The 24964-nt window shown below is 62.9% G+C and carries 24 protein-coding genes; 14 read left to right on the forward strand and 10 right to left on the reverse strand.

Annotated elements, in window-relative coordinates; all coding sequences use genetic code 11:
• The 3 genes from AC0L27_RS12645 to flaF all read left to right on the forward strand — a co-directional run.
• On the forward strand, positions 1-1382 hold a 1382-nt coding region (locus AC0L27_RS12645; protein ID WP_473319302.1), incomplete at its 5' end, for a DUF1522 domain-containing protein.
• Between the two features lie 215 nt (positions 1383-1597).
• The gene (locus tag AC0L27_RS12650; protein ID WP_473319303.1) at positions 1598-3889 is read left to right on the forward strand and encodes a DUF1522 domain-containing protein; all 2292 of its coding nucleotides are present in this window, start codon (positions 1598-1600) and stop codon (positions 3887-3889) included.
• Between the two features lie 291 nt (positions 3890-4180).
• Complete coding sequence (gene flaF, locus AC0L27_RS12655) at positions 4181-4549, forward strand: flagellar biosynthesis regulator FlaF (RefSeq protein WP_007612319.1); 369 nt, start codon at positions 4181-4183, stop codon at positions 4547-4549.
• 142 nt (positions 4550-4691) lie between these two features.
• On the opposite strand, the gene AC0L27_RS12660 is transcribed toward flaF, so the two are convergent.
• From AC0L27_RS12660 to AC0L27_RS12675, 4 genes are all read right to left on the reverse strand, one after another.
• On the reverse strand, positions 4692-5051 hold the full coding sequence (locus AC0L27_RS12660) for a hypothetical protein (protein ID WP_354058113.1): 360 nt from the start codon (positions 5049-5051) through the stop codon (positions 4692-4694).
• Between the two features lie 159 nt (positions 5052-5210).
• Positions 5211-5708, reverse strand: a complete 498-nt coding sequence (locus AC0L27_RS12665) for a hypothetical protein (protein WP_473319306.1) — start codon at positions 5706-5708, stop codon at positions 5211-5213.
• 11 nt (positions 5709-5719) lie between these two features.
• Positions 5720-6085, reverse strand: a complete 366-nt coding sequence (gene flgJ / locus AC0L27_RS12670; RefSeq protein WP_027567592.1) for a flagellar assembly peptidoglycan hydrolase FlgJ — start codon at positions 6083-6085, stop codon at positions 5720-5722.
• The gene (locus tag AC0L27_RS12675) at positions 6085-7209 is read right to left on the reverse strand and encodes a flagellar basal body P-ring protein FlgI (protein WP_473301665.1); all 1125 of its coding nucleotides are present in this window, start codon (positions 7207-7209) and stop codon (positions 6085-6087) included. Before AC0L27_RS12675 ends, flgJ begins: the two co-directional genes overlap by 1 nt.
• A gap of 270 nt (positions 7210-7479) precedes the next feature.
• On the opposite strand from AC0L27_RS12675, the gene AC0L27_RS12680 reads away from it, so the two are divergent.
• Positions 7480-7893 (forward strand): flagellar assembly protein FliX, encoded by a 414-nt coding sequence (locus tag AC0L27_RS12680; RefSeq protein WP_473301664.1) that lies wholly within the window; start codon positions 7480-7482, stop codon positions 7891-7893.
• A 4-nt stretch (positions 7894-7897) separates the two neighbouring features.
• Here AC0L27_RS12680 and AC0L27_RS12685 read toward each other — a convergent pair whose 3' ends face one another.
• Positions 7898-8269 (reverse strand): winged helix-turn-helix transcriptional regulator, encoded by a 372-nt coding sequence (locus AC0L27_RS12685; RefSeq protein WP_473319458.1) that lies wholly within the window; start codon positions 8267-8269, stop codon positions 7898-7900.
• A 149-nt stretch (positions 8270-8418) separates the two neighbouring features.
• Between AC0L27_RS12685 and AC0L27_RS12690 the strand changes: the two genes are divergently transcribed.
• The 3 genes from AC0L27_RS12690 to AC0L27_RS12700 all read left to right on the forward strand — a co-directional run bounded on the left by AC0L27_RS12690 (position 8419) and on the right by AC0L27_RS12700 (position 10904).
• Positions 8419-9030, forward strand: coding sequence for an NAD(P)-dependent oxidoreductase (locus AC0L27_RS12690; RefSeq protein ID WP_473319309.1), 612 nt, complete (start codon positions 8419-8421; stop codon positions 9028-9030).
• A 216-nt stretch (positions 9031-9246) separates the two neighbouring features.
• Complete coding sequence (gene dksA, locus AC0L27_RS12695; protein WP_008554760.1) at positions 9247-9612, forward strand: RNA polymerase-binding protein DksA; 366 nt, start codon at positions 9247-9249, stop codon at positions 9610-9612.
• 512 nt (positions 9613-10124) lie between these two features.
• On the forward strand, positions 10125-10904 hold the full coding sequence (locus AC0L27_RS12700) for a 2-keto-4-pentenoate hydratase (protein WP_354208432.1): 780 nt from the start codon (positions 10125-10127) through the stop codon (positions 10902-10904).
• Between the two features lie 249 nt (positions 10905-11153).
• Here AC0L27_RS12700 and flgH read toward each other — a convergent pair whose 3' ends face one another.
• Genes flgH through flgF form a run of 4 tightly spaced genes read right to left on the reverse strand, consistent with a single transcriptional unit; the run spans position 11154 to position 14641 of the window.
• Positions 11154-11921 (reverse strand): flagellar basal body L-ring protein FlgH, encoded by a 768-nt coding sequence (flgH, locus tag AC0L27_RS12705; protein WP_018456424.1) that lies wholly within the window; start codon positions 11919-11921, stop codon positions 11154-11156.
• A 3-nt stretch (positions 11922-11924) separates the two neighbouring features.
• On the reverse strand, positions 11925-13064 hold the full coding sequence (gene flgA, locus AC0L27_RS12710; RefSeq protein WP_473319311.1) for a flagellar basal body P-ring formation chaperone FlgA: 1140 nt from the start codon (positions 13062-13064) through the stop codon (positions 11925-11927).
• Between the two features lie 10 nt (positions 13065-13074).
• Complete coding sequence (flgG, locus tag AC0L27_RS12715; RefSeq protein ID WP_007602131.1) at positions 13075-13863, reverse strand: flagellar basal-body rod protein FlgG; 789 nt, start codon at positions 13861-13863, stop codon at positions 13075-13077.
• 16 nt (positions 13864-13879) lie between these two features.
• Positions 13880-14641 carry a flagellar basal-body rod protein FlgF gene (gene flgF, locus AC0L27_RS12720; RefSeq protein WP_275170001.1) on the reverse strand — a complete coding sequence of 254 codons (762 nt, stop codon included), beginning with the start codon at positions 14639-14641 and terminating at the stop codon, positions 13880-13882.
• A 378-nt stretch (positions 14642-15019) separates the two neighbouring features.
• Between flgF and fliL the strand changes: the two genes are divergently transcribed.
• From fliL to AC0L27_RS12745, 5 genes are all read left to right on the forward strand, one after another.
• Positions 15020-15511, forward strand: a complete 492-nt coding sequence (gene fliL / locus AC0L27_RS12725; protein ID WP_354208435.1) for a flagellar basal body-associated protein FliL — start codon at positions 15020-15022, stop codon at positions 15509-15511.
• Between the two features lie 19 nt (positions 15512-15530).
• Entirely contained in the window at positions 15531-16733 is a 1203-nt protein-coding gene (fliM, locus tag AC0L27_RS12730) for a flagellar motor switch protein FliM (RefSeq protein WP_027567600.1), read from the forward strand.
• Complete coding sequence (locus tag AC0L27_RS12735; protein ID WP_106944397.1) at positions 16730-17176, forward strand: DUF6468 domain-containing protein; 447 nt, start codon at positions 16730-16732, stop codon at positions 17174-17176. Before fliM ends, AC0L27_RS12735 begins: the two co-directional genes overlap by 4 nt.
• Before the next feature lie 9 nt (positions 17177-17185).
• Positions 17186-17944 carry a MotE family protein gene (locus AC0L27_RS12740; protein WP_473319315.1) on the forward strand — a complete coding sequence of 253 codons (759 nt, stop codon included), beginning with the start codon at positions 17186-17188 and terminating at the stop codon, positions 17942-17944.
• Between the two features lie 598 nt (positions 17945-18542).
• The gene (locus AC0L27_RS12745) at positions 18543-18740 is read left to right on the forward strand and encodes a hypothetical protein (protein WP_275170004.1); all 198 of its coding nucleotides are present in this window, start codon (positions 18543-18545) and stop codon (positions 18738-18740) included.
• Between the two features lie 21 nt (positions 18741-18761).
• Here AC0L27_RS12745 and AC0L27_RS12750 read toward each other — a convergent pair whose 3' ends face one another.
• Entirely contained in the window at positions 18762-22904 is a 4143-nt protein-coding gene (locus AC0L27_RS12750) for a VCBS domain-containing protein (protein WP_473319317.1), read from the reverse strand.
• A 417-nt stretch (positions 22905-23321) separates the two neighbouring features.
• Between AC0L27_RS12750 and AC0L27_RS12755 the strand changes: the two genes are divergently transcribed.
• Together AC0L27_RS12755 and AC0L27_RS12760 are read left to right on the forward strand one after the other, a co-directional pair.
• Positions 23322-23948, forward strand: a complete 627-nt coding sequence (locus tag AC0L27_RS12755; protein WP_342761035.1) for a FecR family protein — start codon at positions 23322-23324, stop codon at positions 23946-23948.
• 102 nt (positions 23949-24050) lie between these two features.
• Positions 24051-24914: a tetratricopeptide repeat protein gene (locus AC0L27_RS12760; RefSeq protein WP_473319320.1), complete on the forward strand. Its 864-nt coding sequence runs from the start codon at positions 24051-24053 to the stop codon at positions 24912-24914.
• The last annotated feature ends 50 nt before the right edge of the window (positions 24915-24964 follow it).

Below are 24964 nucleotides of genomic sequence, written 5' to 3' on the forward strand. Positions count from 1 at the left end.
CGCTGAAGAGCTCGACGGGTGCGGATCTGAGCGTCACCGGCAAGGCCGACCTGCTCAAGGCTCTCGCCCTGACGACGTCTGTGGGCGGCGGCAACGCCACCGTGTCCGTTGCACGGACTACGAGCGCGGGCTCGCTGGGTGCGACGATCGCCGACGGCTCGACGCTGAACGTCGACGGCCACGTCATTACCTTCAAGAACGCGCCGATCCCGGGCTCGACCGGTGCTCCGAGCGTTCCGAGCGGCTTCGGTGCGAGCGGCAACGTCCTCACCGACGGCAACGGCAACTCGACCGTCTATCTGCAGGCAGGCACCGTCAACGACGTGCTGAAGGCGATCGACCTTGCCACCGGCGTGCAGACTGCCGCGATTGCTGCCAACGGCACGGCGACACTGAGCACCGCAACCGGCCAATCGAACTCGACGATCAATACGTCCGGCCAGCTCAAGCTCTCGACCGGGATCAATGCCGACCTCTCGATCACCGGCTCCGGCAATGCGCTGAACGTGCTCGGCCTCGCCGGCAACACCGGCAGCGCCACCGCCTTTACCGCGGCACGTACCTCGGGCGTCGGCGGCCTCAGCGGCAAGACCTTGACCTTCTCCGCCTTCAACGGCGGTACGGCGGTCAACGTCACCTTCGGCGACGGCACCAACGGAACGGTCAAGACGCTCGACCAGCTCAACACGCAGCTTCTGGCCAACAACCTGGCTGCGACGATCGACGCCAACGGCCTGCTGACCATCACGGCGTCCAACGACTACGCGTCGTCGACGCTCGGCTCGACGACCGCCGGCGGTGGCATCGGCGGCACGCTGACTTCGGCGCTGACGTTCTCGACGGCGTCCAACCCCATCCAGGATGCGGTTGCACAGACGGCCCGTGCGAACCTGGTGTCTCAGTACAACAACATCCTGAACCAGATCGACACGACCTCGCAGGACTCCTCGTTCAACGGCGTCAACCTGCTGAACGGCGATCAGCTCAAGCTGGTGTTCGACGAGACAGGCAAGTCGAGCCTCAACATCACTGGCGTGACCTACAACTCCAAGGGTCTCGGCCTCGCTGCCTTGACCGTTGGTGTCGACTTCATCGACAACGCCGCGTCCAACCGCGTGCTGACCAATCTGAACGCCGCGTCGAGCACGCTGCGCTCGGAAGCCTCAGCGCTCGGTTCGAACCTCTCGGTGGTGCAGGTGCGTCAGGACTTCAACAAGAACCTGATCAACGTGCTGCAGACCGGTTCTTCGAACCTCACGTTGTCCGATACCAACGTCGAGGCGGCCAACAGCCAGGCGCTGTCGACCCGCCAGTCCATCGCGGTTTCCGCGCTGTCGCTGGCCAACACCTCGCAGCAGAGCGTGCTCCAACTGCTCCGCTAAGTAGCTGGCATCACTGAATAAAACCAGAGCGGCGGGGTCGTTTGCCCCGCCGCTTTTTTGCGTCCGGAGGCGGGCAGGGACGTTCACCGGCCATTAACCCTATCCCTTAAACCGGCGTTAACCATACTTTAAAGGACAGCCTCTAAGACTGGACAAAAGCCCGCTTTCAAGACCGCGCGGCCGATTCGTACCTGGTTCAAGAGGAAGACTCGCCAATGTCCAACATCGTTCTCTCGGCGTCCGTTCGCCAGAACCTGTTGTCGCTGCAGTCGACGGCCGACTTGCTGGCCACGACGCAGGAGCGGCTGTCGACCGGTAAGAAGGTCAACACGGCGCTCGACAATCCCACCAACTTCTTCACGGCCCAGGGGTTGGACAACCGGGCGAGCGACATCAGTAACCTGCTGGATGGCATCAACAACGGTGTGCAGGTGCTGCAGGCGGCCAACACCGGCATCACCTCGCTGCAGAAGCTAATCGACAGCGCCAAGTCGATCGCCAACCAGGCGCTCCAGACCACGGTCGGCTATTCCACCAAATCGAACGTCTCCACCACGATTCCCGGTGCGACGCCCGCCGACCTCCGCGGCACGACCTCCTATGCGAGCGCGACCGCCAAGAGCAACGTGCTGTATACCGGCGCAGCCGGTGGCGTGACCCCGGTCACGGGAACCGCCGCGCTCGGCGCCTCGCTCGGCTCGACCGCCGGCGCCTTTACCGGCACAGCGGCGCTCGCCGCCGACGGCACCACCGCACTGTCCGGTACCGCCACGCTGCTCGGCACGACCGCATCTACCACCTTCAGCACGGCGCCCGCGGACGGCGACACCCTCACGGTCAACGGCAAGACCATCACCTTCCGCACCGGTATCGCCCCGAGCACGCAGCCGACCGGCTGGGGCCTCGACGCCAGCGGACACATCGCCACGGACGGTAACGGCAATTCGATCGTCTATGAGGGAACGGCGGCTGCGCCCGGCGCGACCGTCAACGACGTCCTCAGCGCGATCGACCTCGCCAGCGGCGTCAAGACCGCGGCCATCAGCGCAGGCGCCGCAACCATCACTGTCAGCGGCTCGGCCGGTCCTGTCGGAACGCTCCAGGTGGCATCGTCCATCTCGGGAGGCGGCGCGGTTACGCTGAAGAGCTCGACCGGTGCCGATTTGAGTGTGACGGGCAAGGCCGATTTTCTCAACAAGCTCGGTCTGACCCCGGCGACCGGTGCAGGCAATGCCAGCGTCACTGCGGCCCGATCGACCACCGCGGGCTCGCTCGGCTCTCTCGTTCAAGACGGCTCGACGCTGAACATCGACGGCCACACCATCACCTTCAAGAATGCCCAGACGCCCCAGTCGGCGATCAGCGTGACCTCCGGTGGCGTCAACGGCAACATCGTCACCGACGGCAACGGCAATTCGACCGTCTACATCCAGAGCGCGACGCTTACCGACCTGCTCAACTCGATCGACCTCGCCACCGGCGTCAAGACCGCCAGCATCTTCAACGGCGCGGCGACGCTGTCGACCACCGCGGGCCAGATCCCCTCGTCGGTCAACAGCAGCGGTCAGCTTGCGCTCTCCACCGGCATCAACGCCGACCTGTCGATCACCGGTACCGGCAATGCGCTCAACGCGTTCGGTCTCAGCGGCAATACGGGAACGGCGACCGCTTTCGCCGCGGCGCGCAACTCCGGTGTCGGCGGCGTCAGCGGCAAGACGCTGACTTTCACGTCTTTCAACGGCGGCACGCCGGTGAACGTCACCTTCGGCGACGGCACCAACGGCACCGTCAAGACGCTCGACCAGCTCAATGTGCAGCTTCAGGCCAACCACCTGACGGCGACGATCGATGCCAACGGCGTGCTGACGGTCACCACCGTCAACGAGTACGCATCCTCGACCCTCGGCTCGACTGCCGCCGGCGGAACGGTCGGCGGTACGATCACCGGCGTGCTGGCCTTTACCACCGCGCAGCCCCCGATTCAGGATCCCGTCGCGCAGACCGCGCGCTCCGGCCTGGTCAGCCAGTTCAACAACATCCTGGCGCAGATCGACACGACCTCGCAGGACTCGTCCTTCAACGGCGTCAACCTGCTCAACGGCGACACGCTGAAGCTGGTCTTCAACGAGAACGGCAGCTCGACGCTCGGTATCAACGGCGTCGTGTTCAACGCGGCCGGCCTCGGTCTCAGCAATCTCGTTCCGGGCACGGACTTCATCGACAACGGTGCCACCAACAAGGTGCTGGCCAGCCTGAATGCCGCTTCGAGCACGCTGCGCTCCGAGGGTTCGTCGCTCGGTTCGAATCTGTCGATCGTGCAGGTGCGTCAGGACTTCTCCAAGAACCTGATCAACGTTCTGCAGACCGGCTCGTCCAACCTGACGCTGGCCGACACCAACGAGGAAGCGGCGAACAGCCAGGCGCTGTCGACCCGCCAGTCGATCGCGGTGTCCGCGCTGTCGCTGGCCAACCAGTCGCAACAGAGCGTGCTGCAGCTGCTCCGCTAATTTCGCGGCGCAAGATCACTCATCGATTTCGCGGCGGGGCTAACGCTCCGCCGTTCATTTTAGGGAGATCGCTAAGGCAGGATTAGCTGAGATCGACGCGCACAACGCGTGACGCGTTTACAGCGTGCACATGCGCGTCTAGCTTCACGATGACGAAGAACTCCGAGACCCGTAATAATCCGGAGTGCTTCCAAGCACACATGTAAGCAAATCTTAAGCGGTGCTGCCTAGGGTCGGGAAAGAAATCCTTAAGCGCGTTCAACGGGCTAGGTAACCTCCAGGGTGTGATTGATGTCGAATTCCGCTGCCTCGGCCTACGCGCGTGTTGCAACGACCACCGCATCTCCTCGCGACATCGAAGCGCAGACCCTGCTCAAGGCAGCGAACAAGCTTCAGGATGCGATCAACAGCGCCGAGCCGTTCAGTGAGCAGACCACGCAGGCCCTGATGTTCAATCGCAAGCTCTGGACGATTTTCCTGAGCGAGGCCATGCGCGAGAACAATCCGCAGCCGATCGACGTCCGGCAGAAGATCGCCAACATCAGCGTGTTCGTGCTGAGCCAGACCGCCGCGCTGCAGATGAGCCCGCAGTTCGATCACTTCCGTCCGCTGATCGAGATCAACCGCAATATCGCCGCTGGTCTGTCCGGCCGTCCGTGATCGAGCACGGCTCGTTCCGCTTCGGCAACACCAAGTTCATGCTGACGGATAGCGGCAAGGCGCAGATCGGAACGTCGTCACCGATCCCGCGACCGGTTCGAGCGATCTCGATGTTGCCGTTGCGACGCTCGACGCCTGATCGTCAGGCGCTGCGGTCGGTGCTTGCCGGACGCGAGGGCTCGGATTTCAAATCCTGCGCATGGAAATAGGCCCGCCGGCGTAGCATTGCTTCGTCGGGGAACTGGTTGACCACCGCGTCGGTCCTGTCGTTGACGACCTGGAAGACGAACGACGCCGCCGCCTGGTCGAACACGACCTGGCGTGAGACGTTCTCGTTGCTTCGCAAATCGTTACGTGCAGGCGCGCTCGCATCGCCGGCGGCCACTGTCTGGCTCACGGGCAGATCGGTTTGCACGGCCTCGTTCGCCGCCGCATTCGACGTCGTTACGATCTGCACGGCGGCCGGTATCCCCACCGGCCTGATGCTGAAATCTGTACTCATGGCAGCCTCCTGGTTGCCTCACGTGAGTCAAATCCCAACCCCTCTCAATACGCAACCATGGAACACCGGGATTGAACATCCGGTAAGGAAACGTGCCTAACCGCGCGACGATGTTGCCGCGCGGCTTTTCGTAAAATTGTCGCTTGTTGTTGCGCGCGCTCAGAGCGAGCGGCTGACCGCGAGCGGCGTGATGTGGCGCGGGCCCGGCGCGGCGCGTCGTCCCGCGGCCGTATAGGTGTTCGGCACGTTGCGCTTCTGGATCTCGGCGTTGACGCCGCGCACGACGCTCTCCGAGACGGCGTGAGCGGTTGCGAGCACGGTGAGATTGACCTGGAGCATCGCGCGGAATGCATCGTGGTGCCGATGCAGCGTCGAGAGCAGCTCGGGCGCGGATTTGGCGAGCTGGGCCTGGTTCGCCTTCAACTGGGTGACGGCGCCGACATAGTTTCGCGACAGCTCCTGCTTCTTGCTCTCGAGCGTCATTACCTCGCGGACCTGGCCGGCGCGCACGAGCTCGGTCTCGCGCTCGATCAGGCCGAGCAGGGCACTCATCGCATCCATCAACTGCTCGGCGATCTTGCGTGCCTCGGCGCTGCCGGGTGCGGTGTTCGGGCGCTGCGCTTGCACCGGCTGACGCGAGGCGTTGAAGTGGTTCATCTCGTTTGACCTTATGCCGTGCGGATCGTTTTTGCCTGCTGCATGATCAGGGTGCGATAGACGTCGGTGGCGATGCCGACGCCGCCGGCGTTGGCGAAGTTCTTGGAATATTGCTCGGTCAGCATCGAGCGCCACACGCCGGTGCCAGGCGTGTCGCCGAACGGGCCTTCGCCCTTCAGGCCCGAGGTCATCTGCGAGAACATGCTGTTGAGGAACATCGCCTCGAAGTCGGTGGCGATCTTCTGTGCCTTGGCCTGCTGCTTCGGCGGGACCTTCTGCAGTGCTGCGGCGAGATCGAAGTCCGGCCGGCCGTTGCGGCTCTCCACCGAGAAGGCGGAGCTGGCGACCCGTGCGGTGTTGACCATGCCGGTCTGCATCACATCACCTCGATGTCGGCTTCGATCGCGCCGGCGGCCTTGATCGCCTGGAGGATGCTGATCATGTCGCGCGGGCCGATGCCGAGGCCGTTGAGACCGTCCACGAGCTGCTGCAGCGAGATGCCGTCCTTGACGACGGCCAGCTTCTTGCCGTCCTCGGTGACGGTGACGCTGCTGCGCGGCGCGACCACGGTGCGTCCCCGCGACAGCGGGTTGGGCTGGCTCACCTGCGGGCTCTCGGAGATCGTGACGGTGAGGTTGCCCTGTGCGACCGCAACGGTGGCGACGCGGACGTCGCGGCCCATCACGATGATGCCACTGCGTTCGTCGATGATGATCTTGGCGGCGAGATCCGGGTCGACCTGGAGCTGCTCGATTTCGGTGAGAAAGGCGACGACATTACCCTTGAACTCCGGCGGGATCGCAAGCTGCACGGTCGATGGGTCGATCGGCTCGGCGGTCTTGACGCCGAGATAGTCGTTGATCGCGGCGGCGATCCGCTTGGCCGTGGTGAAGTCGGCATTACGCAGCGCAAGGCGGACGTTCGGCAGGCGATTGAGCGCGAACTCGATCTCGCGCTCGATGATGGCACCGTTGACGATGCGTCCGACGGTCGGCACGCCACGCACGATTTTCGCCGCCTCGCCCTCGGCCTGGAAGCCGGAGATCGCGAGCGAGCCCTGTGCGACCGAGTAGACGTTGCCGTCGGCGCCGAGGAGCGGAGTGACGAGCAGGGTGCCGCCCTGGAGATTCTTGGCGTCGCCGAGCGCGGAGACGGTGACGTCCATGCGCGTGCCCTGGGTGGCGAAGGCCGGCAGATTGCCTGTCACCATCACGGCGGCAACGTTGCCGGTGCGGATGGTGGCGCCGCGGATGTTGACGCCCATGCGCTCGAGCATCGCTTGCAGCGACTGCTTGGTGAAGGGGATGTTGTTGAGGGTATCGCCGGTGCCGTTGAGGCCGACGACGAGGCCGTAGCCGATGAGCTGGTTCTGCCGCACGCCTTCGATGTTGGCGAGATCCTTGATGCGCGATGTCGCGCTTGCAGAATTGACCGAGAGCACCAGCGCTGACAGCGCGGCGCAGGCCACTCCCACAAGTCTCACCCAACGAACGCTTGGCATCCTCTGCTCCCCGAGGCTCCTCAAATCGAAGGACCATCACGACACTCCCATGACGAGCTGGTCCGACGCTGTCCTTGCGAGCGCTGTGCCAAGTCGGGGCAGCGGGCGTAGGTAGCTGAATAGGTTGAATAAATCTGTTTCGAGCGACCTCAGCCTGTGTTGTCCCTGAGGAGCGAAACTGCCGCCTGTCGGCAGATTTTGCCGGGCTGTTTACGGGGCGTTAACCATAAAACGGCGAATGTGGCGCATCGATCACCCGGATTGCTTCCGATGCGCATCTACGGACCGAACGGCACCACGCTTGGAACGCCGGCCAGCCAGGCCAGGCGGACGAGCTCCGGCACCTTCGTGCTGCCCGACCCGTCGTCGGCGCCGGAGACGCGGGGCGCCGCCGCACCGAAGGCCACCGCCAACATCGACGGGCTGCTCGCGCTGCAAGGCATCGAGGAGGATCCCGTCGAGCGTCGCAAGCGCTCTGTCGTGCGCGGAAAGACCGCGCTCGACGTGCTCGACGATCTCAAGATGGGACTTCTCTCCGGCAAGCTCGACGCCTCGACCGTGATGCGGCTGCGTGACGCTGCGGCGAACCTGAAATCGTCCTCCGGCGATTCCGGCCTGGATTCGGTGCTGTCCGAGATCGAGCTGCGCGTCGAGGTCGAGCTCGCCAAGGCCGGGCAGGCGTAGCGTCTTAAGCCGCTTCATCCTTCAACTGCGCGTCGTAGCGGCGCTGGGCGGCGAGCACGTCTTTCAGATTCTGCTCAGCCCAATCGCGCAGCGGATCGACGGCTGCAGCGAGCGTCACGCCGAGCTGCGTGATCGAGTATTCCACGGTCACCGGCACGGTTGCGATGGCGTGACGCGTGATCAATCCGTCGCGCTCAAGCGACTTGAGAACCTGGCTCAGCATCTTCTGCGAGATGCCTTCGATCGTGCGGCGCAACTGATTGAAGCGCATCGGCTCCTGGCGCAGCAGCAGCAGGATCAGCACCGCCCATTTGTCACCGACGCGGTCGAGGATCTGTCGCGTGGGGCAGTTCGCTGCATAGACGTCTGGCTTCATCGTCGGGTCCTCGCGATCCATTCCGCTCATTTACCGGCGCCGCCGGTTACTCCTGTGTAATCAGGTAAGCACAAAGTGCTCTCTTAACACCAGCGCTCTTTACGATATCTAGTTACCGATAGTTACCAAAGAAAGCAAAGGAGCCTTCCATGAAAATCGCAGTTGCCGGCGCCTCGGGCCGGGCCGGGTCGGAGATTACCAAAGAACTGTCCCATCGCGGCCACACGGTTACGGCCATCGCCCGCAACCCCGAGAAGATCGCGGCCCTGCCGAACGTCACGCCCACCAAGGGGGACGTGCTCGACCAGCCAGGACTTGCCAAGTTGTGGGCCGGGCATGACGTCGCCGTGAGTTCCGTGCACTTCCTGGCCAGCGACGCGCTCAAGCTGATCGGCGCGGCCAAGGATTCCAAGGTCGGTCGTTACCTCGTCGTCGGCGGGGCCGGCAGCCTGGAGGTCGCTCCGGGCGTCAAACTGGTGACAACTCCCGGCTTTCCGGCTCAGTACAAGGCTGAGGCGGAGGCAGGTTCGGCCTTTCTCGACCTGCTGCGGCAGGAAAAGGCGCTGAACTGGACTTTCATCTCGCCGTCGGCCCTGTTCATCGAGGGGGAGCGCACCGGCAAGTTCCGGCTTGGTACCGATCAGCTTCTCGCAGATGCGAACGGCAAAAGCTGGATCACCTTCGCGGATTACGCCATCGCGCTCGCCGACGAGATCGAGCGGCCCGCCCATGAGAGGCAACGTTTCACGGTCGGCTACTAGGCCTACGGCCGCTCCCGGGCCCTTCAGGATAAACCTTTCCTGTGCAAGGGCTTGGGGGCGCCGGTCGGACGATCAGGGAAACATTGTCTGTCACAGGAGGCCGCTATATAACGCCCCGCTCAGCGGACCCCGTTCCGCGTACGAGTCGTTGCTTAGACAGATAGGCCGCCCTTGGAAAAGTTGAAAAACTACCGACCGACCGAAAAAGAGCCTTTCATGAACGACAGGCAGAAGGAGTACTTCCGCTTGAAGCTCCTCGCCTGGAAGGATGAGATCCTCAAAGAGTCCAAGCTCACCCTGCAAGCCCTGCAGGAGGAGAACGTGAACCACCCCGATCTCGCCGATCGGGCATCGTCGGAAACCGACCGCGCCATCGAACTCCGTGCCCGCGACCGCCAGCGCAAGTTGATCGCCAAGATCGACGCCGCGCTCCAGCGTATCGAGGACAACACCTACGGCTATTGCGAGGACACCGGCGAGCCGATCTCGTTGAAGCGGCTCGAGGCTCGTCCCATCGCGACGCTCTCGGTGGAGGCGCAGGAGCGCCACGAGAAACGCGAGAAGGTCTATCGCGACGAATAGAGTCCGAGCCGCAGCGATGCGGCTCTTTGTTTTTTGACGCAAGGCGCGCCTTTTCGCGCCCTGATCGGCATTTTGCCTGTCGCTTGCAACCGCGCGCTTCGGCGCGCGAGCGCAATCGCGAAAAGTGAATCGCGATCAATGGGCTAGACTCAACTCCTCCGAGCTCACGTGAGTTCGGATGAGAAACAGCCTTCACTTCAGGTGCGGGAGGTTTTGCGAGTCGCATCAAGGACATCGACTTGAATGCTGAGGCACTGATCCAGGAGCTTCACGTCTTGCTGCATCAGGCCTGTTGCTACGCTCCAAGGCGCGCATCCCCATAAAGCCCGGACCAGCTCAATATTTCCTTAAACGCCGGCGCAGCCCATGCTGCCATGATGTGGCCGCTCAGCGTCAGCAGCTCATCCAGCTTGGGCTGGTGACGTGCAGCCGCGCGGCCTCCTGCGCTTGTCACGCCCCGGCGGGGATGCTGAAGTGCCGTCCTCGATTGTGGTGTGTAGGAGCCGGCGCCGATGGACAGAATTCTCGCAGCCGCAAAGGCGATCGCGCTGGCGCGCCGCAACCATGCGCCGCTCGCGCCGCTCGAAGTTCCTCCGGCCGATGAAGCCGAGGGCTATCAGGTCCAGCGCGCGCTGCACGATCTGCTGCTGCCGCATGCCGGCCCGCTGGTCGGCTACAAGATCGGCTGCACCAGCCAGGTGATGCAGGATTACATCGGCATTCCACACCCATGCGGCGGCGGCGTGTTCCAGAAGGGCGTGCACGACAGCGGTGTACGGCTCGCGGCTGCCGACTATGTCCGGGTCGGCGTCGAATGCGAGATCGCGGTGCGGCTGAAGCGCAATCTCGCCGCCGGCGAGGCGCCGTTCACGGCCGAATGGGTCGGCGAAGCCGTCGAGGCCTATCATCCCGCGATCGAGATCGTCGACGACCGTTATGTGAAGTGGGAAACCATGGGCGCGCCGACGCTGATCGCCGACGATTTCTTCGCCGCTGGCTGCGTGCTGGGCGAGGTCGTGCCGCGCTCGTCGGTGCCTGACCTGAATGCGATCAAAGGCCGCGCCATCGTCAACGGCGAAGAGGTCAGCCATGGCACCGGCGCCGACGTGCTCGGCCATCCCCACAACGCACTCGCCTGGCTTGCCAACCATCTCGCCGCCGAGGGCAAGGGTCTGCACGCGGGACAGCTCGTTCTCACCGGGAGCCTGGTGAAGACGCTGTGGCTGAAAGCCGGCGACAAGGTGCGGATGGAGCTGGACGGGCTGGGCACGGTGGAGGCGGAGTTTACGTGATCTCTCCGCGTCATTGCGAGCAAAGCGAAGCAATCCAGAGTCCCTCCGCGGTGGCGGTCTGGATTGCTTCGCTTCGCTCGCAATGACGGAGGTTAGAGCAGCGGTGTCGCTACGATCGCGCATCCGGCCAGTTGTATGCAGCCATCGCCAAAATACATGCGGCCCTCGCCAGGGGAGCTAGCGAGGGCCGCGTCGTACATCGTCGTCCGCGCCTAGGTTCGCGAACACGATGTGGGAGCTCGGGAGAAGTTAGAAGGGCAGCAGCACGTCCATGACTTGCTGGCCGTAGCGCGGTTGCTGCACGTCCATGATCTGGCCGCGGCCGCCGTAGGCGATGCGGGCCTGCGCGATCTTGGTGGAATCGATGGTGTTGTCGCTCTGGATGTCTTCGGGGCGGACGATGCCGGCGACGATGAGCTCGCGAATTTCGTAGTTGACGCGGATTTCCTGCTTGCCTTCGACCACGAGGTTGCCATTGGGCAGGACCTGGGTGACGACCGCCGCAACGTTGGTCTGCAACGCTTCCTTGCGGTCCACGCTTCCTTTGCCCTCGCTGGACGCGGTCGAGTCGGCGGTGAGGATGCGTCCGGGCAACACCTTCTGTGCTTGGGCGCCCAAGGTCTTGGCGCCGATGAAGTCGGTGATTCCGGAATCTTCCTTGTTGGTGCGGCTGCGCTGGGTGTCGTTTTCGATATTGGCCTTGTCGGTGATGTTCACGGCCACCGTCAGGATATCGCCGACCTGATGGGCGCGCTGGTCCTTGAAGAAGGCGCGGCTGCCGCTGCGCCACAGCGAGTTCGGATTGTAGGAGGCGACCTCGGGCTTCGGCATCGGCATCTGCACCGGCTTGTAGCCGGGCTGCGTCGTCGGATTATCGATCGCCGACAATTTCGGCTGCTCGCCGATCTGCGACAGGCGGTCGATCGAAGAGCAGCCGCTCGCCAGCGCGCAAGTCGCCAGCAGCAGGGCAGAGATCGCGATGCGACGGGGACGAAAAGCCGAACTGAACGTGGACATGACTTACTCTGACTTGGCTGGAGCTTGCGAGACGCGGACTTGCGGGATCTGGGCTTGCGCGATCTGGGCCGGAGATGCCGGGGTCTGGACCAGGTTCCGGACGAGGGCTGCGGTATCGACGGGGGCGGGCGCCTCGTCGCGCTTGAGCGAGGAGGTCTGCTCGACCGCGGCCGGCATCGGCGCGGCCTGGCTGGCGCCCTGGACCGTCACCTGGCCGCGGCCGGTGACGACGCCGCTCAGCGTGCGCTTGGTCTGCAGGTTGAGCACGCTGATGGTGTCGCCCTCAGCGCCGCTCTCGATCGCCTTGCCGCGCGTGGTGAGGTAGATTCCGGGGACCTGGTAAATGACGGTGACGTTCTGGTCGCGTTGCACGAAATCGGGCTTGACGATGTCGGCGACGCGGATCGGCGTTCCCGCCCGCATCGGCCGGCGAAGCTGCATGCCGAGCGTGCGATCGCGCGAGGCGGCCTCACCGGTGACCTCGGCCTTCGGCCGGCGCTCCATGGCGACGTCGGAGGACTTCAGGAGATCGACGCGATCGATGTCGCGCGTCAGCACCGCCACTTCCACCGTCTCGATCGCGGTGCCGCTGAAACGCAGCTTGGTCGGCGCCGGATTGTTGTCGTTGTTGATCTCGAAGGCGATGTCGAAACGGCCGCTGCGGGCGTCGTAGCGGGTTGCGACCGGCTGCAGCGCACCGGTGTTGGAGGCATCCAACCGCATGTCGGCAATGCCGCGGTCGAACGTGACGGTGATGTTGGCGGCATCGCCAAGTCCGAAGCGGCGCTCGAGCGCCGTGGCGACCGCGGTTTCAAGGTCCTTGTTCGCCAGCGTGCGGGCGAGACGGGTGACCTGGACCTCCTTGATGTCGCCGGTCATCACGCCGATCACCTGCTTCGCGCGCAACACCGCCAGCACTTGCGCGACCGGCAGCGCACCGGTGGTGCCGAGATCGGGTGAGCGGTAGAGCGGGATCAGCGCGGCCGAGCCGGCATTGTCGATGAGATCGCCGACCCGCACCACGTCCGAGGTCACGGTGATGCTCGCGCGCAGCGTCGGCGTCGCGATGAAATCGTCGGCGGCCCGTGCGGGCAGTGCCAGCGCGAGGAGAGCGGAGATCGTGGCGAGGGTGGTGCGGATCATCGTCATCACCTCAGCGGAACAGCGCCGTGGTCGACTGCATCATCTGGTCGGCGGCGCTGATCACCTTGGCGTTCATCTCGTAGGCGCGCTGGGCGGCGATCAGATCGCTCATTTCCGAGACGACGTCGACATTGGCCTGCTCGAGGCTGCTCTGGGTGATGTTGCCGAAACCCTCGGAGCTCGCGGTGCCGTCCTGCGGCGGGCCCGAGGAGGGCGTCTCGGTGAACTGATTGTTGCCGACCGGCTGGAGGCCGGCTTTGTTAATGAATCGGGTCAGGCCGATCTGGCCCTGGACGGCCGAGGTCGACGAACCCGGCAGCGTCACCGAGACCTGGCCCTGCACGTTGATGGTGAGGCCGGAGGCGTTGTTCGGGATCGTGATCGTCGGTTGCACCGGGTTGCCCTGCGCGGTGACGATGCGCCCCTGATTGTCCATCTGGAAGGTGCCGTCGCGGGTGTACTGGTAGCTGCCGTCGGGCATCAGGATCTTGAAGAAGCCTTCGCCCGTGATAGCCATGTCGAGGTCGTTGCCGGTCTGCGACAGCGTGCCCTGGGTCATGCTGCGCGGCGTGCCGACGGTCTTGACGCCGCCGCCGATGTCGACGCCGACCGGCAGGATGGTGCCCTGGTCGGAGGACTGGGCGCCGACGCGGCGGACGTGTTCGTAGATCAGGTCCTGGAACGCCGCGGTCTGCTTCTTGAAGCCGGTGGTGCGCAGGTTCGCGATGTTGTTGGAAATCACCTGAACGTTGAGTTCCTGTGCCGCCATTCCGGTTGCTGCGGTGTGAAGCGCCTGCATGTCAGTTCTCCCTCAATCAGGCCGGAACGTCGGCGAGCTTCTCGATCGCCGACTTGTGCATGTCACTCTGCTGCTGGAGCAGGTTGGCGATGGCAGTGTAGCTGCGCATGACTTCGACCATCCGGCTCATCTCACCGACCGAGTTCACGTTCGACTTCTCGACATAGCCCTGCTGCACGGTCGACTTGGTGTCGGCCTGCGGGACCGCGGAGCCGATGTTGTAAAGGTTGGCGCCGAGCTTGGTCAGCTTGGCCGGATCGTCGAACGAGGCCATGCGGATCTTGCCGCGGATCGAATCGTTCTTGGCCGTGCCCTCGAGCACGGTAATGGTGCCGTCCGGCGCGACGTTGATGTCGTGGTCGGTCGGCTGGAAGGTGATCGGGCCGCCGGTGCCCAGCACGAGGTTGCCGTCGGAGGTGACGAGCTGGCCGGTGCTGTTGAGCGAGAACTTGCCGTCGCGGGTGTAGCGCTCGGCGCCATTGGCCTGAACTGCGAAATAGGCGTTACCGCTGATCGCCATGTCGAGCGGATTCTTGGTCGGCTCCATCGGCCCCTGGCCGACGTCGCGGAAGGTGCCGCGGTCCTGCACATAGGAGACCCGGCGGTCGGAGCCGACGAAATTGTCCTCACGCGCGTTCGAGTTGAGGTACTCCTCGAACAGCGAATGGTCGGCCTTGAAGCCGTTGGTGTTGGCGTTGGCGACGTTGTTGGCGATGACATCCATCTGCCGTTCCAACGTCATCTGTCGTGACAAGCCGATCAGAAGCGCGTTCTGCATCGGAAATCTCCCCTGAGTGAGATCTGCCAGCTCGCTCTCCCAAGCGCATTGGCCGATCCCGTGAACGAGACCTCGGGTTCTCCCAAACCTTGGGTCTCGGTCCTTTCTCAGCGAAACTCGTGCCAAGCAAAAAAATGTTGAAGTTTCAATGCATTGCTCGTTTTTCGAGGGTGCGGGGAGGCGGCAGAAAGGGTCTGTTAGCCATGTTTGCCCGGCAGATTTTTCCTAGCGAAGGCCCAATCGAAAGGTTCCGTTAACCATTATTACCGTAGCGTTTGCGGGTAAGAGGAGCACTGCGCTGGGGCATTTGTATCGCGTCACTGTCTGCCAGGAGCTTCGCTCTTTCGACCCCTTGAGAGATGAGCGAGCGCGGCGATCATGGCAGAGAATGAAGCGGAAGGCGGCGCAGGCGCGGAAGCCGCTCCGCCCAAGAACAAGTTCAAGCTGATGATCATGGCGGTAGGCCTGCTCGCCGTTCTCGGCGGCGGCGCCGCGACCTGGTTCTTCTTTTTCCGTCACGGCGACGACGAGCATCACGCCGAGGCGGCGCCCCCGCCGAAGCCGCCGTCTTTCGTCGAGGTTCCCGACATCATGGTCAACCTCGCCGGCGCGCCGGGCGAGCGCGTCCAATATCTGAAGCTCAAGATCGTGCTGGAGCTGAAGGAAGAGAAGCAGGTCGAGGCGATCAAGCCGACGATGCCGCGCATCACAGACATCTTCCAGACCTATGCGCGCGAACTCCGCTCCTCCGATCTCAACGGTTCCGCCGGCATCTTCCGGCTCAAGGAAGAGCTGACCAAGCGGGTCAACGCGGCGGTCGCTCCGGTCCAGGTCAGCGCGGTGCTGTTCAAGGAAGTCGTGATCCAGTGAGCATGACGGGCTAGGGATCATGGCAGGCACCGACCAACCAGACCAGGATGCAATTGCCGCCCAATGGGAGGCCTCGCTCGATTCCGAGGATCCCGCCGAGGCCGCGAAGGCTGCTGCCGAAAACGAACTATCCGAGACCATGGCCCTGCAATGGGCGGCCATGGTCGAGGATGGCAGCCGCGATCTCGGCGCCGGCAAGAATTCCGGCGAACGGGTGCTGTCGCAAGAGGAGATCGACAACCTCCTCGGCTTCGCGGTCGGCGACGTCACGCTCGACGATCATTCCGGCATTCGCGCCATCATCGATTCGGCGATGGTCTCCTACGAGCGTCTGCCGATGCTCGAAATCGTCTTCGACCGCCTGGTGCGGTTGCTGACGACCTCCTTGCGCAATTTCACCTCCGACAACGTCGAAGTCTCGCTCGACCGCATCACCTCGGTGCGCTTCGGCGACTACATGAACTCCATCCCGCTGCCCGCCGTCCTCACCGTCTTCAAGGCCGAAGAGTGGGACAATTTCGGCATGGCCGTGGTCGATTCCAGCCTGATCTACTCGATGATCGACGTGCTGCTCGGCGGCCGCCGCGGCTCGAGCCAGCTCCGCATCGAGGGCCGGCCCTACACCACGATCGAGACGGAATTGGTCAAGCGGCTGGTCGAAGTCGTCATGGCCGATGCCGAACAGGCGTTCCGGCCGCTGTCGCCGGTGACCTTCACCATCGACCGGCTCGAGACCAACCCGCGTTTCGCCGCGATCAGCCGTCCTGCCAACGCCGCGATCCTGGTGCGCCTGCGCATCGACATGGAAGATCGCGGCGGCAACATCGAGCTGCTGCTGCCTTACGCGACCATCGAGCCGATCCGGGGCGTCCTGCTCCAGATGTTCATGGGCGAAAAGTTCGGCCGCGACCAGATCTGGGAAGGCCATTTCGCCACCGAGATCGTGCAGGCCGAGATCTCCGTCGACGCCGTGCTCTACGAAGCCGACATTCCGCTCAAGCAGCTGATGCGGCTGAAGGTCGGCGACACGCTGCCGCTTGACATGCGTGCGGATGCCAACGTCACCGTTCGCTGCGGCGACGTCACCATCACCGAAGGACGCATGGGCCGGGTCGGCGACCGCGTCGCGATACGGGTGACGAAACCCTTGCGCAAGCCAAGTACGACACTTGCGATGTTCGAAAAGGTCGACGAGCAGAACAAGATGATGGAGGCCCCATGAACCACTCCCTAGGAATGGCGATCGAGACGCTGGTGGCTATCCTGTTGATGCTGACCATCGTCTACTGCGTCACGCTCAACAAGCGACTGACGCGGCTGAAGGCGGACGAGCATTCGCTGAAGGCGGTCATCGGCGAGCTGATCACCGCAACCGAGATCGCCGAGCGCGCGATCGGCGGGCTGAAGCTCGCCGTGCGCGACGTCAACGAGAACCTCGGCAGCCAGCTCGCGTCGGCGACCCAGATGTCCGAGCAGCTCTACAAGCAGCTCGGCGAAGCCGACAACGTGGTGCGGCGCCTGTCCAAGATCGCAATCGCCGCGCGCCCCGTGACGAACCCGGAAATGGTCGCAGCGCCCGCAGCCAAGCCCTCGTCGGCGAAGGCGGTGGCGGCTGCGGCCGAAGCCTTCTCCGAGCGCCGACGCTCCAACGGTCTTGCCGCATAAAGTCAGGGTATGAAGTCCTTTCGCAACATCCGCGTCATTCCGATCGTGCTGGTTGCCGTCGCTGGCCTCGCCACGCTGAAGGTCACGGGTCTTGTGATCAATGGCGGCTATGTCTTCGACTACAAGCCGGGCCCGACCAAGAAGTCCTGGGCGCAGGAGAATCTGAACTTCCCGGCCAGCCGTGAAGATCCCGATATCACCGGCTCGACCCATGGCGCGCCGAAGGAGGCGCCGAAGCCGGCCGCACCGGACACCAAGTCCGAAGGCGCCGCGGTCAGGGAGGAAGCCCAGCCGCAGATCTCCGCCTCGGAGCGCGCGATCCTGGAACGCCTGCAGTCGCGCCGCCAGGAGATCGAAGCCCGCCAGCGCGAGATCGACATCCGCGAGAGCCTGTTGAAATCCGCGGAGAAGCGCATCGAGAACAAGGTCGAGGAGATGAAGGCGGTAGAAACTCGTATCTCCGCGACGCAGGCCGAGCAGAAGGCCGCCGAAGCCCAGCGCATGAAGGGCCTCGTGACCATGTATGAGGGCATGAAGCCGAAGGACGCCGCACGGGTCTTTGACCGGCTCGAGATGGGCGTACTGATCGAGATCGCCTCGCAGATCGCGCCGCGAAAAATGTCGGACATCATGGGATTGATGTCCCCGGAGGCCGCCGAGCGGCTGACGGTCGAGATGGCCCGTCGGGCCAATGGCGGCGGCGATCAGTCCGCCTCGGCCGGCGAGCTGCCCAAGATCGACGGCAAGCCGACCCAAAAGCCGAATTGAGGGCTCAAGTCGAAGCGCGCTTCGGCAACCCGCGCGCTATTCCGCGGTGCTTCAGCGAGGCCGAGCGAGAGGCTCGCGTGTCTAGTTCACGAGCGCCGGTTGCACCCTGCGGCCAGCGAGGCGCAACTGCTTCTCCCCACGAGGAAGAATCCGAGACTGCTGCTTGGTCAGCGCGGCCTTCGTGATACGAGTCACGAGCTGCAGCGTGCTATGGCAACAGGAACATTCATATACTTTCAGGGCATATCCTCTGGCGATCGGAACGACTGCGACGACCGCTCTCGCCCTGCTACATACAATGCAACCGGCTTCTCCGCTCATTGATTACCCCCCAAGCTAACCAATCGGTTCTTCGCCGAGATCGCATCTGATTCAGAGTCGCTCGCGAACCGCAACTCCTCGGAGGTTGTGAGTGCGCGCGCTCAGCAACTCATCGAAGCCGCGGATCCAAGCTCCCGCCGCGGATGCAGACGCAGCAGGCGCCACCTTCTGAGACTGCGATGAGTTGACGCGCGCAGATGTGAAGTGGCGTACAGTGACGCGTTAAGACTTCGTCCTAGGCTTCCACCATTCGCAATCAGCAGCGCAGGAGTAGGCCATGAACTACTCGTCCGCGGGAGAACGCGTCATTGAGGCCGTCAACCGTCTCCTCATAGCGGCGATGACGTCCGCCTGGACATCCACCCTAAGTCACCAGCATACAGCGCCGCCCGAAGAGGGCGAAAGCAACGATGACGAATCTTGTCTTGATGGAGAGAATTCCTCCGCGCCGGATGGCGCCGGCAAGCGACACTGAAGACGCGGTCGGCTTACGGCGTCACACGACCAGATCGTGTAACATATGGCCGTGAACTGCACTTGCGCCGTAAGGTGGATCAACATCGAGCAGGGATGCTTCAGACAAGGACTCCAGCTCGGACCCGTGGGTGCCTCCAGTGTGGTCGTGATGACGGGCGAGGTCTGAAAGATGATCCAGCACTGCACCGTGTTGTGAACCCTGCGAAGTGTCATCCTTGAACTGGAATGAGTCGCCGAGCTGCGGGGAATCGGCAGGTATTGACCCAGCCGCTGCATGGGGCTGCTCGTGCTGCTCGGCCGCCTTGCTTGAGGGCGAATGGTCGACTCCGCCGGTCGACGACTTCGGAGCGCCCGGGTTGAGCGTAATGTTTGCCTCGTCATTGCTGCTATGGCCGTGGGCATTGGCGGCGTGTTCCGGGTACAAGTCGCTATGATCCCGGGCATTACTCCCTGGCTGAAGGCCGAGGCCGGTCTGCTGGTCGGCGGCGTTGTGAGCAAAATTCAGCGCGGCGACAGCGATGTCAGGCATCTGGCCGGTTCCGGCGGTCATGCCATGGTTGCCAGTCGTGTCCGTGTCGAGCTTTGCCCAATGATCGAAGACAAAGCTGCTGTCCGTCGGTGTGGCCACGTGTTGCAAGATCGTGGACATTCCGAGGGCTGCGGGCGCTAACGCGTCACTGTAGGGCGTTTCGGTTGCGTACGTTTGCTCCCCGTCTGAACCGGAGAGGCTGGAATGGTCGGTCCGTCCGATCTGGACCCAGCTCGAATCGAGGCTGTAGGTCGACTGGATTGTCGAACTCCCGTCGGCGAGGAGCGTGCCGTCGCCGCTCGTGGAATCGGACCAGCCCCCGGAAGAGGTTGCCGTCACGACAAGCGCGTCACTCTGCGCCGCTGCGGTGAGGTCGAGCAGCTCGCCGGCATTCGCCATCACAGGTACCGCCGCCGGTGCCTGGATGAAGTCCGCCGCGTCGATGGTTGCGATCCCCTGCAAATGGATTTCGAGCAGACTGGAATCGCCGATGTGCAGGGTCTGGTCCGTTGGATTGACGTATACGATGGTTTCGTTAGCAGCGCTGTCATAGAGCCAGGCGATCGCATGTGCCGGCACGGTCGTGCTGGTTGAGCTCAAGGCCAAGATGACGAACCCAAGCGCGCCAAAAGCGGTCAAGTCGATCTTGTCGGCCCCCGATGCGAAGTCGGTGATGGTGTCGTACTGGCTTGCTTTGGAATCGGCTACGAACAAGTAAGCGAAGCGGTCGTTCCCATTGCTGCCGGTGAGTTGGTCCGCACCAAATCCACCGGTAATGGTGTCGCTGCCGTTGTTGCCGTTGATTGTATCGTTGCCCGAGCCCCCGTAGATGGTATCATCCCCATCGTTGCCTTTGATTGTGTCATTGCCGGAGCCGCCGTAGAGAACGTCCGCTTTGCCGGTGCCGTTGACGGTATCACTGCTGGCCCCGGCGTAGATGATCTGACCTGTGTCGCCGCCGCCCGCGATGGTTTCGCCCCCCGGCGTTCCATACACGTTGGGGGGATCCGAGATCACGACAGATCCGGTGGCCAAGTAATCAAAATCGTTGGGGTCTGCGTCACTGGCGCCATGGATGGCGATGGTCACCACCTGCGTCGTACCATCGATGGCAGTGACCGCGAAGGTGTCGGTCAACGTGTCGCCGACCTCAAGCGACTGAACCACACTATTGTTGTTGTCGAGGGTGTAAGTCCATACGCCGGCTGCCGTCATGGCGAAGGTGCCGTAGCCGTCGTCGCTCGCGGTAGCCGAAGAGACCGCGGTAAAGGTGTTCGGCGGGTTGTCGACGTCTGTATCGGTGAGCGTGCCGGTCGCGAGGGGAAGCCCGGCCGAGAAAGTGCCTGCCTCGGTCACCGAGCCGGTCGTAGTGCCGGAAATGACGGCCGCGTCGTTGGTGCCTTGGATGGTGATCGTCACCACCTGCGGCGTTCCATCGAGGGTTGTTACAGTGAAACTGTCGATGAGTGTGCCGCCGACATTGAGCGCCTGTACCGCGCCGTTGGCGTTGTCGAGCGTGTAGGTCCACACGCCGGCGGCGCTTATCGCAAAAGTGCCATAACCGCTCGTGCTTGCCTTGGGCGAACTCACGGGTGTGAAAGTATTGGACGTATTGTCAACGTCGGCGGCAACGAGCGTGCCCGTTGCGCTCGGCGTGCCTGGTGTCGCGTTGGCAACGCCTCCGGCCTCGGTCAGCGAGCCGGCCGTGGCGCCGGAAATGATGGCGGCATCGTTGTTGCCGTGGATGGTAACCGTCACCACCTGGGCAGTTCCGTCCAGAGTGGTCACTGTGAACGTATCGATCAGTGTCTCGCCGGCATTGAGCGCCTGCACTGCAGGGTTGGCGTTGTCGAGGGTATAGGTCCACACGCCCGCCGCCGTCATGGTGAAGGTGCCGTAGCCGGCCGCGCTCGCCGTTGCCGTGCCGACTGCCGTGAAAACATTTGCGGTCGTGTCGACATCAGTGTCGGTGAGCGTGCCGGTCGCGGTGGAGGTGCCGGGGTTTGCATTGGCGATGCCGCCAGCCTCGATCACAGCACCGGTTGCCGCGCCGGAGATGATCGCCGCGTCACTGGCGCCGTGGATCGTGATCGTCACCACTTGGGCCGTGCCTCCGATCGTGGTCACCGTAAAGCTGTCGGTCAGCGTCTCGCCGGAATCGAGCGCTTGCACTGTGCTATTGGTGTTGTCGAGCGTGTAGGTCCACACGCCGGCTGCGGTCATCGTGAAGGTGCCATAGCCACTGGTGCTCGTTGCTGGCGAACTCACTGCCTTAAAGGTATTGGGCGGATCGTCGACGTCGGTGTCGGTGAGGGTACCGCTCGCAATCGGCGTGCCGGCTGTTCCGTTGGTGATATCGCCAGCCTCGACAACTGAGCCGGTCGTGGTTCCGGAGATGAATGCGGTGTCGTTGACGCCGTTAATGGCGATCGTGAAGGTCTGGCTGACAGAGGCGGATCCGTCGGAAACAGTCACCACGAAGCTCTCGGTCGTGGGCGCCGTCAGCGCGTTGATCGCGGCGCTGTTGGGCACGAACGTATAGGCGCCGCTCGCGCTGTTGACGTAGAGCGCCCCGTAGGGATCTGTCTTCGACAGATCGTATGTCACTCCGCCGATAACCGTGTTGCCGGCGCTCGCCCCGATGACGCCGAAGGTCAGCTTGGCATCACTATCGTTGCTGCTCGCGGTGAACGTCCCGCTCGTCGCCGTGAATGTGTCAAACACCACGGTATCGAGTTCGGCCGGGCCGGCTCCGATGCTCAGCGTCGGCGGTGCATGTATGATCAGGGGCACAGGGATGATGAACGGCGGGGCATGCGCAAGCGGATCTTGCAGTGCGGGAGCCTCGGGCGGAATGAAATTGATCGGCTGTAGCGGCTGGGATTTGACGAAGGGGGGTGTGCCCGACCCGTGGGGTCCTTGCCCTTGAAGATTGGCGAGCGCGTCCTGTTGCGCGGCCCTCAACTCCTCCATGTGAGCAGCAGTGTTCGTGACCTGGTTTACGCTGACCGAGGACCCCACCTTTTTGAGCACGATCGTCTCGCCGGGATCCTCGACGATGATGTGCCGTGGGATCGGCTCCTTCGTCACGAGCTCGAATGCGCCGTGGGCAAGGTCCTTGTAAGTGATGGAATCGTCATCCAGAATTGTCACATCCGGGTCCGCGGCCTCGCCATTTTTAGCGGCGGAGAAAGTCAAGGCTGCAAGCGTCAGGATCCCGAAACCGCCCGCGTGGCCCCGGGCGCGAATGCCTGCAACTGGCGTATTCAGCCGGAGCGACCCGGCTTCTGCCAGCCGGCCTGGCACGAAACCGAAGCTCCCTCGGCTCACGTCGAGCAAGGCCGAATGTGATATGCCTTCGGCTTCGAAGACAAATTCGCTCAGAGCGACGTGAGTGCCGCAGGCCAGGTTGAAAAGAGTACCGTCGATGAAGCGAATTGTAATCTGTCCGTCGGCACCGGTTTCTATCACGTCAGCCCGGTTGACCGGCGCACCAGCTACGGCTTGTGTGGCGACGCCGCTGGCTCGCCTGAGCGTACCGCAACCGATCACTGTATGAATGTGGCCGATGATTGGGACGGACAGGGCTATGGCGGCCTCGTTCCCAACCTGGATGCCGGACGCAACTGACATGGCTCGACCTCGCTTGGGTGATCGATTCAGGCTCGGCGCGCTGCCATGGTCTTGCTCGGCTCCGTCCTCGCCTAGGGACAACAAATATCCTGGGCGCCAGCAGCCGAAGGCTTGCCCGCCGAACTAATCAAGTCTGCTCTAGAGAGAGGCGCATTGCGCAGCGAACAGCGACGCGTACTTCCGATCCCCGCCGTGCCCTGCCCTCCCGTCAAAAGTGATTGAATTTACAAACGCGGAGCATTTAATTTGTGGCGTTTCCGTAACCCTGGAGATAAATTAAAACGATAAAACAAATTAAACAAGAATTATATATGATATTTTGTGGCAGCTAGGCTTCGCGGTTCAAAAAATGGGCCGACGACAGCGACAAGATCTTCTCAGAAAGGGTGGATCATGTGCAGATCTATGATAGCCGCATTGGCGACCAGCTTTGTTTTGGCGCTTGTCAGTTTCCTGCCGAGTGCGGCTCGAGCGCAAATCGATTCCGCCAAGCCCGCCGTCGTTAGCTCGTCATCGAAACCCATTGGTAAGGTAGTGGCGGCCACAGGCTCGGTCTCGATCGAGCATGCGGGCGCAGTGATCGTTCAGGCGAATGTCTCGGGTGAGCCCGGCCGGGCCAACACGGGCGATCCCGTATATCTCGGTGACGTGGTGCGGACCGGGGCCGACGGCCGAATCGGCATCAACTTTACGGACGGCACCTCGTTCAATCTGTCGAGCAATGCCCGTATGGTGTTGGATCATTATGTGTACGAGCCGGACGGCAAGTCTAATGCGACGCTGTTCAATCTCACCAGGGGAACGTTCACGTTTGTCGCTGGCAGTGTCGCAAAGACCGGCGACATGAAGGTCGATACTCCCGTCGCCACGCTAGGAATCCGAGGCACGACGCCGCATATCGAGATTTCGGATGATGGGTCAGTCAAATTCTCGACCCTGATCGAAGAGGGCAAAAGCAAGCTCCTGAAGAAGCCGCCGGCATCCGCAGCAGCGGAGCCCGATCGAAGCAGCAACCGCAGACTCAACATCTGTCGGGGATGTTGAGAACTTTGCTCGTTCCGAAGCGCCGTGATACCCGCAATGCCGGCCGGGCAGAGAGCCCCAGGGTTAGCCCTTCGTTCACGCAGTCAAACGCTTGGTTTGAAAATGATCGCAAGAGCCAGTGTCATCAAGACAGTGATGCTCATTTTCGTCATTGTGCTGTCCGGTCCGTCGGCTTTAGCGCAGAAGCCGAAGAAGGTCAGTTCGCTCAAGAATGTTGAACTGTGTAACGGCTCAGATCGCGTATTGCCCGAAGCTCGGATCGATGGCTGCACGGCGTTCATCGATGCGGGCGAGGGGACGGCGAACGGCTTCGCTGTCGCTCACAACAACAGGGGCAATGCCTACAGCGCCAAAACCGACTATGAACGCGCGATCAGTGATTTGGTTGAAGCGACCAGGCTCAATCCAGATTATGCGAAAGCTTTCAACAACCTCGGCGTGGCTTATCTGAGGAAAGGCGCGCACGACCTGGCCCTTGTCGCTTTTGGGGAGGCGCTCAAGCTCAACCCAAACTATGGCGCTGCTTTTGCCAACCGTGCGGCAGCCTACCTGAAGAGGAATGCGTACGACCGTGCAACGCAGGACTATGATGAAGCAATTCGCCTCGATCCGAATCTGGAGGCGGTGTGGAGCGGACGCTGTTGGGCCCGAGCCGTCCTCGGCGCCTTGCGGGCCGCGCTGGAAGACTGCGATAGGGCGCTTGAATCGGGATCAAACAATGCCGCAACATACGATTCGCGAGCTCTGATAAACCTGAAAATGGGGCAATTCTCCGCGGCTATCGACGACTACAATTTTGCGCTGCGGTTCGCGCCCAAGCTGGCACATGCGCTCTATGGCCGCGGAGTTGCCAGACTTAAGCTCGGCGACAGAGCTGGCGGCGATAGCGATATTAGCGCGGCAAGAAGAATCGACGCTGGAATTGGCGAGGACTTTGCCCGCTATGGAGTGCCGTCTAACGATTGACAAATCGCGGCGGCGCTGTTGCGTGGGTGTTAACAACTCCTTAACCGCCT

The sequence above is a fragment of the Bradyrhizobium sp. Ken51 genome (assembly GCF_055807435.1).